The sequence below is a fragment of the Erwinia sp. V90_4 genome (assembly GCF_029967685.1).
Taxonomy (GTDB): domain Bacteria; phylum Pseudomonadota; class Gammaproteobacteria; order Enterobacterales; family Enterobacteriaceae; genus Erwinia; species Erwinia aphidicola.
In genome coordinates this window covers 36,727-51,718 of record NZ_JASCAQ010000048.1, presented here as the reverse complement: position 1 = coordinate 51,718, position 14,992 = coordinate 36,727, and the positions used below count along the sequence as shown (strand labels likewise).

Here is a 14,992-nt window from a genome sequence, read left to right as displayed (position 1 = left end):
TGCAGTGCGGCGTCGTATTTCTTCTGGGTTTTGGTTGATTTGAATCCTTTGATTTCGCGCGTTTTTCCCTTCGACAGCAGGTCAGTGATCTGCGTAAGCGTTAGCGCCTTGCCGTACTGCACACCCCACAAAACAAATTTGCAGCTGTCGTTCGTGCAGTTGCAGGCTTTCGGGTGGTACTTCATTTTTGCTTTGCACTTCGGGCAGCTCTCATCGAAGTTTATAGCGGTAAAATCAGGCTGGCCGTTTTTGTCAGGAACTGTATTCCGGCATTCCGGATAGCCATTACACCCCCAGAAAGCACCCTTATCATTTTTACGGCGGATATAGCGCCCGCCGCATTCACAGGAATGCACTGCCACTTTTAAACCGGATAAGTCAACGTGATCGACCTGGAAGGCCACAAACGTTTCCAGCTCATCCAGAAACGCATCTACCGCCAGTTCTCCCCCCTCAATCATTTTCTGCTGTTCATGCCAGAGAGCCGTCATATCCGGGGTGGTCATAATGCGCGGCAACGCATGTATCAATGATATCCCCAGATCAGTGGGCACCATCTTTTGCTTTTCAAGCCGGTAATAACCGCGCTGTTCCAGGAGGCTCAGAATGGCACCGCGCGTAGCCGGTGTACCAATTCCCCCTTTTTCTTCATCATCTTTATCGGTGTCGCGGTCAAGCAGCAGCTGTTTAATGCGGGGATCTTCGACGTAGCGCGCAACACGGCGCAAATCTTCCAGCAGCGAGGCAATGGTATACAGCGGCGGTGGCGTGGTTTTTTCGCGCTGCGCCTCGGCTTTAAGACACTGTTTTACCTGCCCTTCTTTCAATGCCGTCAGCTCATCGTAAAGAGAGCCGGTCGACGGCTCCTCGTCCTCTTCAGCTTTATCAGACAGCAGCTCTGACCAACCCGGAACGGTCTGGCGGGTCGCTCGAATTCGAAACTGATGATCGCCAATCGTGAATTCCGCAAGCGCTGACTTAAATCCTTTATCCGGGAGAAACTGCGCTAGGTACTGTTCAACAATGGCGCGATATACGCGGCTTTCATCCAGGTTTAAGTGAGCAGCATCCACGTATTTAGCTGTCGGTATAATGCCGGTATGTGCCGTCGTTTTGCTCTCGTTAAATGCCTTGCCTTGGCGAGTTGTATCGGCCTGGCTAAAAAATCTAGCCAGCTCCGGATAAGTGCCTGCAATTGTCTGCAGTGTAAGCGGGGCCGTTTTGAACTGTTCATCATTGAGATAACGACAGTCCGAACGGTTATACGTAATCGCTTTATGTTTCTCTCGCAGCGTCTGCGTAATTGCCAGCGTGTCTTCCGCACTAATCCCGTGCTGACGGGCCATTTTGATCTGCAGATCCAGCAGGGCAAACGGCAGCGGCGCAGTTTTGGTTTTGTCCTCCACTTTCGTGCCGGTGACGGTTGCCGGTTTACCACTGCAGCTGCTCGCCAGCGCCGTAGCGTAACCCTCCTGGCTCAGCCGCCCTTTTTCATCCACCGGCGCCCCTTCCGGGATCACCACTGGAGCCACAATAGCGCCAGTAACCCCTTGGATATGCGCCCGCACCTGCCAGTAAAACGTCTCCTGATGATTCTGGTTAGCCAGATAGCGACGAACAATCATGCCCAAAATGGGCGTCTGTACCCGTCCGACAGAAATCACCTCATCGTGACCTTTCTCACGAGCTGCTACGGTGCAGGCGCGAGTGACTGGAATACCGTAGAGATAATCAGCAACGCTTCGGGCATAGGCACGTTTTGAAAGCCCATGAAAATCCGCATTATCACGCAGATTTTGGAGTGCTTTGCGTGCCACTTCAGGATTCAGGTCATTAATTAAAACGCGCTTTACCGGTGCCGTGTTACAACAATATTCCAGCACTTCATCAACCAATAGTTGCCCTTCTTCGTCCGGATCGCCTGCGTGTACAATTTCATCGGCTTCGGCAATCAGTCGAGCCAGAACGGCAAACTGTTCGGCGGTACGTTCAATCACCAGGTGCTGAACGGGACGGAGTTTCATGTGAAGCGTTTCACGGCTCCATTTTTTATACACCGGGTTGTAATGTTCAGGCGGCGCGATCTTGAGCAGGTGGCCAACGCAGTAAGAAACCACATCATCACCACAGACTATGTAACCGTCCTTAAACTGTGCGTTGCCCAGCGCCTGAGCTATTACCTGAGCCAGATTTGGTTTTTCAGCAATAAATAAACGTTTCACGGTTATTCCTCTAAGTTATTAAATTCACGCTTTCCGCTGACTGCCATATTTCCCCAGCACCTTTCCAACGAACTGACTCGCGCCATAAGGTGCGGGGCATTCGTTATTCAGCGCATCTTTTCTGGCATCAAAGGTAGGGCCTGGTAAAAAAGATCCGTGTTTCTTTTTAACAATATTAAAAAAGCTTTGTTCGGCTTCTGTACAACCCGTTCGCAGTGAGCCGTTCATTTTCCCCCAAAGGCATAGCGTGACCTTGCAGGGGTCAGCAGCTGATGCGCGGGGTAAATACAGAGTGAGTAAAATCGCCGCTAAACATGCGGTCATGACGTAGCGCATAATATTTCCTGTGAATACTGTTCCTGCTGAACCGTTCTATTGTCTTCGACCATCCGGCTTAATAGCTGCTGAAAGGCCGCTGTGTAAACGGCGTCGGGCAGGGAGGGGGGGGTTAACGTAATATGCAGGACATCCTGTTTCCGGCGGTTTGTATTCAGTGCTTAGTGCTAGGTTTTCAGAGCCGCCTTCCATGCGCTTCGCGCATTTCAATTCAGCTCAACTTTATTCTACTGTTTCGGGAGTTTCATAGCTTACGATGAATACAACTGATTGCAATTCCTCTGTAACGTCCTCCCTGTCCTGACTGCTTAGGGAGTTGAACGTTTTAGAAAATGCATTGGCCTTATTTAACAAATCATTTGTGTTGGAAATAAATAACGGGCTGCGTTCTCTTATTTCTTCAAGTACCGGGATAATCATGGTTTCGCCCCACTCCCGCAGATAATGTTCACGGCGCATTTCTTCAATCCAGTCATCCAGTGGCACGATGGCAACGCCAAACTGGCTGTTGTCACCCTGTTTCACTGTCATCGGATACACTACGACTTCAGCGCTGAAAGCGTCATCGGTGGCCGGAATTCGTCTGGTCGGTGAAAGCTGCAGGGTCAGTCTTTCCGGCTCAACCGTGGGGATCTCAATTTGCTCCGTGCGGTGCCGTATAAAACCCTTCTCATCTCGTTCGTTGTATATCCAGTCCGTTTCATCCACCTCTGCCCCTAAATCTTCAGGTAGCGTCAGCATTGAGGACTGTCTTTTCTCGCTTAGTCGCTCCCACATGTTGCTTTCGATGCGGTTTTTAAATTGGCTCTTCGATCGCCATCCGTTCCACATGATTTTTTCCGTCGTCACAGCGTCAAAATCAGAATCCATTACATGGTAATGAACCTGATGTGTCGATACCTCAGCATCAACAACCCAGCGGGTAATTACCGTGAAATCAGATAACGGTTTATCTGTCTTGATGAAAATACCGTTAACGGCCTTTCGCCCTTTTTTCCTGCATACCACGTTATATAGTTTATTCGTGAATGGCGTTGTAACTTTCAGGTCCACACCCGACTTAAGTGTGAGATTCAGCTCAGGTATTGTTACATCAATCAAATCGACCAGCACGTCACTGTATTTATTATAATAGCGAGGTGTTAAATGAATCAGCATTTTCGTTCCTGTTAATTATGTTTATTCTTCGCCAGTCAGCACCAGATATCTGGCGTATACTTTCTTGGCATATTTGAGCCTGAATGGCGCATTTGCATTTCTGAATCCGGCGTTATAAGCCCCTACAGATTCCCAGTTAACACCATTCGCAGCGATATTCTTAGCCAGTATCCATGCGCCAACATAAATATTCTGGCATGGGTTTGATAACAGACTTTCCCTTGTTATCCCCATTTTTACCAGTACAGGAAACCACGATGAATTTATCTGCATCAGCCCGATATCTTCACTTAATATCTTTCCTTTCTTTTTATTAAGGCCAATGGCTTTCGGGTTCATACTGCTTTCGACTTCCGCAATCGCAATAAGCAGGCGGTGGTCAATCAGATACCGCTCTGAAGCACTTCTGAAACAGGCATGCAGATCCAGGCCGGTAGCCGCGCGGGCAGTCATCAGGCCGCTGACGAGCAACAGCATTACGGTAGTAAGAATTCGCACAGCATGTACCCCACAAAGGCCGGAAAAATGCAGGTGATAAAGGGCACCCTCTTTTCATAACGAGACACGAAAGAAGCCAACATAAGAGCACATGCCATTATTCCAGAGGCAAGTTCCGGAAGGAACCAGACGCCTATAGCCGGCAACAGATACAGGTCGCCTGAAGCAAAAACACCTTTACGCCTGGTAAGAAATGAGTACCCCTGCAAGATGAGCGCAGGCAGCGTAAACAGGACTGCGCTTATCACTCCCTGTATCAGCAGCTGCTCGGCATTTAATCCCAAAGAAAGCCAAACGGTTCCATATAACAAACAGTCAGGTATCCAGCGGGTAGTCAGGTCAAAGTACGCTAAAATCCCTAAAACAAATGTAATCGCAGCTATTTCTTTATCTTTGCTGAGTATGTAAATCAGCAGAGCGGGAAGAGTAAAAACCATAGCTGCTATCCAACTGCTTTTGATTTCGGGCACCTCTTTTTCCAGCTCAATGCTGGCACAAATAACTGATTCTTTTGCTTTAATATAAAATGACGGAATTTTTTTATGAATCCAAAAAGAGAATATCAATATTGCGATTGAAAACCAAATAACGCTTAACTCACCCCATAAAAACGATATAATCATGCTAATTACACCCTCAACAACCTCGGCTCAATCGGCTCAATGCCCAAGGAAATACGACAATAGGACTGTATACTAAAATTAACTTTAACCTCTGAAAAGGTTCTAGGTCCATCCAGGGTCCAAGCAGCAGGACCAATGGAAGAGAGACGATCAAAACCAAATAGTTTTCTCTCAACTTATATAATAATGGGTGTTTTTTTTGAAATGCCCTATTACGCTCATAAATGAGATCTGCCGTTTCAGACTCTTTTTTTTCTTCAATGAAAATTTTATAACGCATCTGGGCCGTCTTGGCAGCGTAAGGCTTCCCTGTTCTATGTAGATTCGCTGCTTCAACCCAGTTTAGTACTTCCTGCATTAGGCGCAACTTGTGTTCACTTGCACCACGGAATGAACGCCCATCGCGAAGTCGGTAAAGATAATCAATCAGCCATGTATAATCCGTCTTAAAATAACCACTACTCAGCACTTCAGCCGAAAGTTGCATATCCGAAAAAATGTCCTTTCGTAACTTACGCGGGGTTATCTCTGCAATATCGAGCATGATTCGCCTGAACTGTTTCTCTTCTAAATCAAAACTATATTTCATTTAATTTACCTTATATATACTATATATCCAGAGCCAATAAATGACGGCTTTTTCACCGGCCCCGACAAGGTGTTAATATTGGTTGCATTTGAAACACCTACTGATGAACTGTTATCTGTCCAGATCATAAGTTCACTCATTAACCCTTTTGAGTTAGGGGTATATACATACCCCACGCCATTACTTATAACGGTCTTTATTGCGGAGTTTTTAGGAAGCCATTGAGGTAATGGTATGTTTGCTGTTACATCACCAGTGGCTGACTTGTTCGCATTGATATATTCGTCAAATGCGTACACATAATTCATCAACTGGCCTGCTTTTGACTGTTCATCAGCAATATCCCACTGCCTTTTACTGTCTTCAGAAAAACTCATACCGATTGCAATAAATACCGCAAACAGCAGGGCAATGATGGGTGAGAAATTCATAGCATTATTCCTTAACGCGCTTTGATGATGTAAAGCACCGCGTTATTTTTTGGCCGCGTTTCGCTGGAGGTCCGCGCGCCGCCCCACGACGTGTTGACGTCACCGGTTCGGTTGTTGTACTGCCTGATTTCAGCGCCACCTGGTGTGTTACGCGTTCCAGTAGTGGGCACGCTGTCACTGTAGGCAGTTTCGGTACCAGCAATGTGAGTATGATTCTGCAGTGCATCACCCTGATAGCTGAGTAATCCCCTGCCTGCATCAACGTCGCGTCCGACGCCACGATCAAGGCCTCGCAAGAACACACCACGAAAATCGGGAACTTTGCCGGAAGGATACAAAGCGGCCAGTTCGGTAAACACTCCGGTGTTAAAGCCCTGCCCATTACATTCCAGCCAGCCATCGGGAATGTTGTAGGAACCCCAGATAGCAATAGTGCCGACCGGTACGCCTGAGCTTTTCGCCCAGCGCCCGTTTACGCAAGAAATAGCATTACCGGTGCTGTCCTTGCCGATCATGCCCGAAGGAGAACAACTCTGCCCTACCGTGACGGTCTGCGTTGGATACAGATACTTTGCCTGCACGGTGTTAGCGCTGGTGATGTTGCCTGACGCATTGATGGTGCCTGCCGTCAGCTTTCCGCTGACCGTGCTGTTTGTGGCGGTGAGCTGGGTGGTGGTGGTGGTGCCGCTTACGGTGGCATTCTGCGCCGCCACCGTTGCTGCGTTGGTTATGCCATTGCCGCCCATGTTCAGGGCAGTGCTCATGGTATTGAGTTCAGGCCTGCCGGGTACGGCTTTGCGATACAGATAGTCGTTTGAGATCGTGCCGTTCTGGTAGAAACCCGCGATAACGATATGGCCGTCACCGGGATTGAATCCACCGAAGGCAGAGAGGTTTTTACTCCATGCTCCAAGTGCGCCCTTTGCCACGCCGTTTTCAATGTAACCGCCCGTTGCACCGATTTTGGTCGCTATCTTACTGGCCTGGCTGATGCTGAGATCTGCGCCGCCGGTAAGAAAGGTCATCGCGTGAAACTTGCCGTTGGCCGGTTCGTAAATCCGCGTCTGGTAGGTTGCTGAATAATTATTGGTGCTGGAGAACCCCGTAGGCAGATACCCGGAGCTGACAAGCGTTGGCACCGTTAGGGTGTAGGGGCTGGTTGGGGTTGCCGTGGCAGCTATCGTCGTGGCGTTGTCGCCAATGTACTTATTGACGGCACGCTCTACGGTTTTCGCCTGGCTGGATGCGATAAATCCACGGTATTCATTCGTCATCCAGTTGCTTGCAGGAAAAACCACGGCAACCAGAAAGATCATCACGATACCCAGCGTAGTAAGGGTGTCCGTTACGCCAAATATCCCCCGCTTCATTCTAATCATCATTTTTTACGCTCCGGAAACTGGTATTCGATGTTTTTGAACTGGTCGCTGAGCTGCTTAAAGTTTCCTGCGGAAATTTTTGCTCGGATCGTTTCATTGGCGGTGGCATAGCGAAGGTTAAAGCCGGATATTTCCACGTTACGCTTCACAATCTGGTTATTCCTGATAACGGAATCCATCACCTGATGTGCCACGACGTAGAGCGTATTCGCGACATGGGATTTAGCATTGCTGCTGAACTCTTCGCAGAACATGACGTACCGTTCTATGGCTTCTGGTACGGACGCAGCATGAATGGTGGAAACAACAAACATGCTCAGACTGGCTTTCAGCACCTCATGCGCTGTCGCGCCATCACGGATTTCCCCTAAGAGGAAAGATGTTGCCCCCATGCGGAATGCCTTTTTGGTCGCGCTGGCGTAGGTTTCATCGCCGCTGACTTCCAGCTGAATACAGCGCCCCTGTCCGTGTCGGCCCATGAGCCGCGTTTCTATCGGATCCTCAATGGAAACACCCAGCTCTCCGGTACTCGCTATGCGATGGCTGAGCGTGGCAGCTGCCGTGGTGGTTTTGCCACTGCCCATTTTTCCCACGACGAGAAATAGCCCGGTGACGAGCGGGATCTCAATGGACGTTCGCAGCGCAGAAGGCAGAGGAATTTCATGCATTGGCAGAACACTTTCCGGCGTCTGCCTGATAATCAGATTTGTTCCGCTGAATAGCGTAATCGTCACGCGATATAGCCGTTCATCATGGATAACGGAAAACTCGGTTAACTTTGATTCTTCAAAGTGAGCGATGCACTTTGCTTTAAGTAAATTCACATCGTCTTTCAGATGTTCCGGAATAACAGATAAAAAACTTTGCGCTCCTTTTAATCCCTTTATTTCGGCATAGTCATTCCCGAGATAGAGATCAATAAAGTCACAATCATTTAAGCGCTGCATAATGACACCTGAATAACCGCCCGATTTCGGGCGGTAATTTACGACGAATTAAGATTTGGTGGTGAAAATGACCGTGTTGGTATCAGCAGTGCAGGCAGCCGTTGCGCTGGCTGCAGTCACTTCGCCGGTGATCGACTGATTATTGATTTTGGTTGATGCCAGGTCAGGTGTGCCAATTGCCTGTGACAGTTTGATGCAGTCTTTTGCAGACAAATCCGCGTCCGTAACGGTAAAGCCCACACCGTTCCCTTTGACCGTGACCACGCCCCCTGAGCGGTTGTAAATCTTCCCGCCTGACACGGTTACGTTGCTCGGCACGGCTCCTGCAGCAATCAGGGATGCGGAATAGTCAGTGGTGCCATAACCGTTGCTGGCACGCAGCTGACGCGTTTCGTTAATCAGGGTGCTGACCAGCGTAACTTCCGTTGTGGCAAAGAGCTTGTTATACGCAAGAATACCGCCGACCAGAACGATAGTGATCATCACCAGAGCGCCACCCAGTGAGGTGATAAAGTCGGTGATGTTAGCGATACCACGCTTCATATTTTTCATTTCATATCCTTTATTGATTTATTTAATCTGAATTTAAATTTGAGAGTTAGTTAAAAAGAATTGCTGCTGTTTCGAGTAGCGTAACGACCACCATAAATACAATAACTGCGACGGCACATACGCATTGCGTTAACGTCAGGGTAAAGTTCAATATTATTCCTTAAAGTATTTTTGATTCCTTCTGGATTAGCTGTTAAAAAAGAATGCGCGTTGTATGAGATCAAACATCACGACAATAAGGACACAGATAAACACACCACACCCCAGAATACTGACAATCCTCAGCCGTTCTGACGTCTGCTCGACTCCTTTGATTGTTTTATCCAGCCATTTTTCTGCGAAACGTTTGAGCGAACCATTACTGTTATTCGTCTCAAAGAGACTCTGCATTTTAATAATGGCTTCCTCCCCCGGAAACTCGTATCCCGTCACGTCCAGCGCCATACCCAGATTCTGCTCTCCGGATTCAATAGAACGGCTTGTCGCCTCCAGTCGTTCGGCCAGCCAGTCTGAACGACATGAGCGAGTCATTTTCTTGATAGCCTCTTCCATTGGAATACCGACGGACAGCATCGCATTGACGTTGAGAATGAACGTTGCACCATGGAGCCGCTTATAAATGGAGTAGGGAGGCAGCTTATCTGCGTAAAAGCGAAGGTTTCCCGTCCACTTGTCCAGACTTCTACGAACCATGAAGATTAACGCCGCCACGATAATCAGTATGATCCAGTAGTAGTCTGTAATAACCAGGTAAAGGTAATAAATCCCCAGCTGAATACCGTTCCACTGACTCAGCGGGACAGCCTGCTTCAGCACCGGCACCAGAAGGATACAAAACAGAGAGATTATCCCCAGCAGTAGCGCGCTCATATAAATAATGATGCCTGCCGCCCCTCTCACCGCGCTGACAATACGCCCGGTTCCTCCGGCAATCAGCATCGCGTTATCAAACCCTTCCGGCAGCCTTCCGGCTTCATCACAAGATTCAATAATGCTCAGCTCCTGTTCGGGGATCCATTCACTCAGCGATTCCGAAAGAGAGTAACCGGCAGACAGGTTATCAGCACATTCCTGCAGGATTTTTGCGATTGCGTTTCCGGGTTTTTTCCCGCGCCGGGAATAGTTTGCAATGAGTTTTTTAAAGGTGTCCTGAGCGCTGACGCCGTCGCGTAAATACTGGCTGAAATTGTCATATATTTCGATACGGTCATCTGCGCTGAGGGTCAACTGGTAGAGATAACGTTCAACCCTATTCATTGAATTTATCATCCCGGTCAAGATTGCAGATTGATTTATGTGTCACTACAGGATCAATAGCTCCTGAATTTATAAGCCGGATGGCATTCTGACAAAGCGTTACGCCTCCTTTTTCCTTTCGCCAGTATTGATAGGCATTAAATTTCCCCTCATCTTCATACAGTCGCATAAATTTTGCATCCGTTTCGATGACTTCAAATACGCCTGTACGTCCTTTAATACCTGTGTAATTGCACTCCTTACATCCTATAGGGTTAATTAGGTGGACGTTATCGACATCTGTGTATTTTTCGATAACATCCTGAAATATGGCATCAACGCCATTCCTGCTTTCGGTATATTTTCGCTTGCAACTGGGACACAGCTTTTTAACCAGCCGAAGACCAATAAGACAGGTAATAAGCGTGGCATCCGTTAATAAGTCCTGCTCAATGCCCCAGCGTCTCAGGCGCTGCAGGATATCAATAGGATGATTGGTATGAATCGTGGTAATAACCATGTGGCCCGTCTGCGCGGCCTCGATTACGCCGTTTCCGGATGAGTTATCCCTTACCTCCCCGATATAGATGCAGTCCGGATCGAGACGCATGATATTGGAAATCGCTTTGGCCCACGCCTGCCCCAGCTTTGAGCCGTCGTGTCGATCGGTGATGATGAGCGGCGTCTGAAACACCCCTTCAATCGGTGATTCAATCGGGTCCTCGACGGATATCGGACTCATACCGGGGTTTTCTGCTGCGTAAATCTCAGCCATCGCTTGCGACAGTGTACTTTTCCCGTGGCCAGTGGGGCCACTAGAAAGAATGACACCGGCAGGCTTTGCCAGTACCCGGCGGATGATCTTGGCTTCTTCAGGCATCAGTCCCAACCCTTCAAGAGTATTTGACTGCCTTCGCCGTGATATCAGACGGATCACCACGCTTACCCCTCCGGATGCGCCAGGGCGGCTTGCAAGGCGTCCAGTGCTCAGACCAAAGCTTTTCACGTAGTCTTCACGAATTTTACCCTGGGTGGGTTCCTGATACGAAAAGGTACTTACGCTGCGCTCGTCGCACATAGAGTTATAGAGGGATTGCACCAGCTGCTTGCCCTCCTGCTCTGACTGCTCAAATTCGGGCATGGGTACGCGCGAACCATCTATGCGAAATAGAAATCGCGTATAACTGCCGATTTCTATGTGAATATCGGATGCCCCCATATCGACAGCCTTTTTGATGATCCCCAGTATCTTGTTTTGCTTGTCAGACTCTGTGGCTTCGTCATTATTTATTTCGCTAAATATATGGCTCAGTTTTTCCAGTTGCTGACGTGTCGCAAACTCCGTCTTATACGTGTATTTGCCGTCACGCAATCGTTTTTTCAAATCAAAGTAGTGTGTGTCTTCACGGATATCATTCATCACATAAAGCAGGCACTCTTTTGATGTTTTACTTTGCAGAAGCTTAGCCCCCTGCAACAGCACATCCGGCACCTTATCAATAATTTTAGATAATGATATCTGGCTGAAATTATGCTCTGTGATTTCAAGCATGGTTATTTCCTTTAATTTAGTGGAAAACTTTTACCATCGGAAATACGTTTTACGCTGACGCCATTCAGCGATACGCTCTGCACCTGGAATTTCCCACCGGGTAATATCTCTCCCGGTGAAACACTGCGTGTTGTACCGTCACCGAAATCAATCACGGCTTTGCGACCATTCACTTTAACGAGCACGGGCAACTTATCGCTTGCCTGATAAGGCCCAGTGCCTGCCGTAATGACGTTCTGACTGGCTTCCGGGCCGCCTTCACCCTGCGCTGCCCGCTTGGCGGCTTTTGCCGCTGCCTGAGCTTGGTAATAAAAACGCTCGCTTTGCAGTTCATCCAGATCGCCAAAGGTGGCGACATTTGCATGTGCTGTACCAAACAGCATCAGAAATAAAACGGCTGAAATTCGGTTTAATTTAATTCTTGGCATATAACGAACCTGTGATTTTATACTGAATAGCGCTGTTACCCTGATCGACCGTATAAATAATTTTATTGAGTCGCAGTCCCGGAAAATCGTCTTTAATAAAAACCAGCTGCGGAGGAATAGCGGTATCTACGTCAAAGGTGTATTCAAGCCAGTCCTGCTTTGGCAATTCTTCCCCGAATTCATTTTTCTCCGCCTCCTTTACGGCCACGGCGTTAAATGCCGCCTCAATATTGACTGACTGAAAAAGCGAGATGACTTTTTTCAGCTGCTCATCGCTGCTGACCAGCGGGTCATCCCCGTTAGCCGTCACAGGTTGTACAATGCTGAAGGTGACAATGGATGTCTGATTAAAGAAAAACTGCGTGTCTGCACCCAGCAGCGCCTTAACAGCGTCCACTACCTGTGCCGTCGTGGCCGCTGAATTTTCCGGCCGCATCAGCGTCACATTCATCTGGCCGCCGGTGCATTCCAGCGTCGTCGGCGTCCATCCCTTCACCGACATGGGAACTTTCTTACCCAGCTTCTCGCAGCTTTGCAGAAAACCGACCAAGGAGGGTGTTTCAAGCCATGGATGCTTCAGCTTTGCCTGTGCGGCCTTATAACGCGCCTCCTTGTTAATCTGTTCAAGCCGCAACTGCTCGGCAGCAATGGCCCGCCGTTTTGCCAGTGCCCGCTGCTCGCTCTGGTGCTCGATAAAAGCCAGTGCAGCAATAAGGGCAATCACCGCGATACCTGCAACAATCAGCTGGTTACGCGTCATTCCCCAGGTGAGCGGTTTCAGACGGTAATCTTTACTCAGCTTTTTGGGGTTCAGCAGTTCCTGTAAGTTGAGAACGTCAGTCGTAAAGGAAAACTCCCTGTCTGAATAGACAGGGATATCCATGGAGGTGTTGTTACCCCGCAGATCGGCTTTAAGGTCAATGATGTGCTGCTGCAGATCATCAATCCTGTAAACCTCATCCGAATAGGGATGAATACCACCTTTCAGGGTTTTCCCGACGAGCGTAAATATCGGCTCGCCGTCTTTGTTTTCACCCAGGCTGACAACCGCAATGCAGCACCCTTCCAGCAGGGAAGCCAGCGTGACGATCAGAGAATAACCGCCGCGCAGCTTCTGCTTTGTCCTGGGCGCAAATCCGGCCTGCGTTGAGTCACTCTTTCTGATCGCAACAACGTCCAGCTTTCGCTCTTTCCCGATGCGCCGCACTTCTTTCATCAGGTTTCGCGTGGTGCGCACCGTTTCCCACTTCAGGCCAACAACAAAGCGGCGTTTGTTGATTTCAAGAATGTGTATGCTGCCGTCATCATCGGGCGGCGTCTCTGTCCTGAGCCTGTCAGGTCGGTTTTTAGCGAACATATGGCGTCACCGTGATAACAAAACTCTGCTTGGTTTTAGCCCCCGACAGCAGGCCGCCAAACAGGATGTTGTCAGGCGATCCCGTCCCTTGACGGTTAGAGTCGTTGGTGTTCTGTTCAAAACCGCTCATGATCAGGGTCTGTCCGGGCTTCAGCCAGACGCGCTGCTGCAGTGAGCGGGTATCGATATCCGGGGCTTCAATCTTCTGCGTATCCGATGTGATGGTACGGATCTGCTTGAGGCTGGAGATATCCATAAACATGTTGAGCATCAGCCGGTCAGAATCCTTGAGGATTTTCGGCAGAATAGTGATGTTGGTTCCCGTGGTAACGCTGCCAGGCGTCAGCGACTGCGTTGGCACCGTGGAGCTGCCCGACGTGTACGCCGTGGTGGAAACGTCTTTCAAGTACGTGGTCTGTTGACCAACTAGCACCGGTGCGGCGGCCATATTGGTTGTCATGATCGTGCTGGTTTTGACGTCAGAAACATTGGCCTGCTTAGACAGCGCATCGAGCAGGAATGAGGAACCGGCAAACTGCGCCGCCGATCCGGTTGCCGTATCAAGTACGTTAAACCCGCCTGAAATCGCATCCGTGGCCGTAGTGCTGTTACTGTTCGCCAGCGACAGGCCGTATTTACCGCTGAGCGACTTCCAGACCAGCCCCCAGTCAATTCCCACCATATCGCTGGCGCTGGTGTTAACGGTGTAGGTGACGACTTTCAGGATCACCTGGCGACTCAGGGTGCTGTTCTCATCATCCAGATAATCACCGATGCGGCTCACCACATCAGGAACGTCCGTGACCATGAGCGTACCGGTTGTGGCGTTCAGGCTGAGTCGGCCCGTTCCCGGCGTTAACATGCTTTCGACGGTGGTCTTCAGATCTTTATACAGGTCGTTACCCATCTCAACCGTGGAGGACATGGTGGAGCCGCCCGCCCCGGACACGCCGCCCGTTGAACCCGATCCGGAACTGGAATTATCCGTGCCGGTTGCGTTTGAGAGGCCGCTGGTCACAGATCCTTTAAGCGCGTACTTGGCATCGGCTGGCTGAATATCAAAGCGGCGCGTTTCCAGGTAATAAAACACAACACCACCGTCATCGTATTTCCAGGAAATCCCCAGCCTGCCGCTTACCAGGTCAAGCAGGCCACCCAGCCCTCCGGTATAACTGACGTCGGTCAGAGTGCGCTGGACGGAGGCAATGGCAGGAGCGCCCCCGTTACCCGTTTCTCCACCGAATGAGCCGAGTGGGCGCATCGCATCACTGTTTATCACTGGCGATGGCACAGAACCTAAGCGCTGCGTTGGTGAGCCGCTTTCTCCGCCGCTACCGCTGAGATACGTCCCCGCATCCGGCGTGACGCGCACCCGGATATGGCACTGCTCACTGATATCCTGGCTGAACTGGAAAATGTCCTGCGGCTTAACCGCTTTATACGTGACCTGACAGTTCACAATCTGGCGGGGCGCGTCATACTTCGGTTTTGGCAGCGGAACCATGTTCACATACTGGCTGTTCTGGAACTGCACAACCGGGAAATTATCTCCCATCTGCTGAATAAGAGACGAGGTGTTAACACCATCGTCAGAAGCGGTTTTTTTCACTTCGTTCATACGCTGTAAAGCGCAGCCGGAAAGCAGCAGCGCGATAGCGGTTGCTGTAAAAATCGGTTTTTTCAT

The 14,992-nt window shown here is 49.5% G+C and carries 15 protein-coding genes; all 15 read right to left on the bottom strand.

The window, feature by feature from the left end; all coding sequences use genetic code 11:
• Positions 1 to 2,222: type IA DNA topoisomerase (locus QLG07_RS12385; RefSeq protein WP_282469313.1), on the bottom strand; the 2,222-nt coding region annotated here is incomplete at its 3' end.
• A gap of 24 nt (positions 2,223 to 2,246) precedes the next feature.
• Positions 2,247 to 2,558: a hypothetical protein gene (locus QLG07_RS12380; RefSeq protein WP_282469312.1), complete on the bottom strand. Its 312-nt coding sequence runs from the start codon at positions 2,556 to 2,558 to the stop codon at positions 2,247 to 2,249.
• Positions 2,559 to 2,780: 222 nt separating this feature from the next.
• Positions 2,781 to 3,716: a DUF6012 family protein gene (locus tag QLG07_RS12375; RefSeq protein WP_053110533.1), complete on the bottom strand. Its 936-nt coding sequence runs from the start codon at positions 3,714 to 3,716 to the stop codon at positions 2,781 to 2,783.
• Positions 3,717 to 3,737: 21 nt separating this feature from the next.
• Entirely contained in the window at positions 3,738 to 4,193 is a 456-nt protein-coding gene (locus QLG07_RS12370) for a lytic transglycosylase domain-containing protein (protein ID WP_048918852.1), read from the bottom strand.
• Entirely contained in the window at positions 4,193 to 4,837 is a 645-nt protein-coding gene (locus QLG07_RS12365) for a prepilin peptidase (protein ID WP_048918853.1), read from the bottom strand. Before QLG07_RS12365 ends, QLG07_RS12370 begins: the two co-directional genes overlap by 1 nt.
• Positions 4,838 to 4,850: 13 nt before the next feature.
• On the bottom strand, positions 4,851 to 5,426 hold the full coding sequence (locus QLG07_RS12360; protein WP_282469311.1) for a hypothetical protein: 576 nt from the start codon (positions 5,424 to 5,426) through the stop codon (positions 4,851 to 4,853).
• Between the two features lie 5 nt (positions 5,427 to 5,431).
• Positions 5,432 to 5,857 carry a type IV pilus biogenesis protein PilM gene (pilM, locus tag QLG07_RS12355; RefSeq protein WP_062821026.1) on the bottom strand — a complete coding sequence of 142 codons (426 nt, stop codon included), beginning with the start codon at positions 5,855 to 5,857 and terminating at the stop codon, positions 5,432 to 5,434.
• Positions 5,858 to 5,868: 11 nt separating this feature from the next.
• Positions 5,869 to 7,239, bottom strand: coding sequence for a shufflon system plasmid conjugative transfer pilus tip adhesin PilV (gene pilV / locus QLG07_RS12350; protein ID WP_282469310.1), 1,371 nt, complete (start codon positions 7,237 to 7,239; stop codon positions 5,869 to 5,871).
• On the bottom strand, positions 7,236 to 8,183 hold the full coding sequence (locus tag QLG07_RS12345; RefSeq protein ID WP_048918626.1) for an ATPase, T2SS/T4P/T4SS family: 948 nt from the start codon (positions 8,181 to 8,183) through the stop codon (positions 7,236 to 7,238). Before QLG07_RS12345 ends, pilV begins: the two co-directional genes overlap by 4 nt.
• A gap of 48 nt (positions 8,184 to 8,231) precedes the next feature.
• The gene (locus tag QLG07_RS12340; RefSeq protein WP_048918627.1) at positions 8,232 to 8,735 is read right to left on the bottom strand and encodes a type 4 pilus major pilin; all 504 of its coding nucleotides are present in this window, start codon (positions 8,733 to 8,735) and stop codon (positions 8,232 to 8,234) included.
• A gap of 186 nt (positions 8,736 to 8,921) precedes the next feature.
• Positions 8,922 to 9,992, bottom strand: a complete 1,071-nt coding sequence (locus QLG07_RS12335) for a type II secretion system F family protein (RefSeq protein ID WP_048918628.1) — start codon at positions 9,990 to 9,992, stop codon at positions 8,922 to 8,924.
• Positions 9,985 to 11,523, bottom strand: coding sequence for an ATPase, T2SS/T4P/T4SS family (locus tag QLG07_RS12330; RefSeq protein WP_062818648.1), 1,539 nt, complete (start codon positions 11,521 to 11,523; stop codon positions 9,985 to 9,987). Before QLG07_RS12330 ends, QLG07_RS12335 begins: the two co-directional genes overlap by 8 nt.
• Before the next feature lie 11 nt (positions 11,524 to 11,534).
• On the bottom strand, positions 11,535 to 11,951 hold the full coding sequence (gene pilP, locus QLG07_RS12325) for a type IV pilus biogenesis protein PilP (RefSeq protein ID WP_230050614.1): 417 nt from the start codon (positions 11,949 to 11,951) through the stop codon (positions 11,535 to 11,537).
• Positions 11,938 to 13,308, bottom strand: coding sequence for a type 4b pilus protein PilO2 (gene pilO2 / locus QLG07_RS12320; protein ID WP_048918444.1), 1,371 nt, complete (start codon positions 13,306 to 13,308; stop codon positions 11,938 to 11,940). The genes pilP and pilO2 overlap by 14 nt, the downstream gene beginning before the upstream one ends.
• Positions 13,298 to 14,992, bottom strand: a complete 1,695-nt coding sequence (locus QLG07_RS12315; RefSeq protein WP_048918443.1) for a PilN family type IVB pilus formation outer membrane protein — start codon at positions 14,990 to 14,992, stop codon at positions 13,298 to 13,300. Before QLG07_RS12315 ends, pilO2 begins: the two co-directional genes overlap by 11 nt.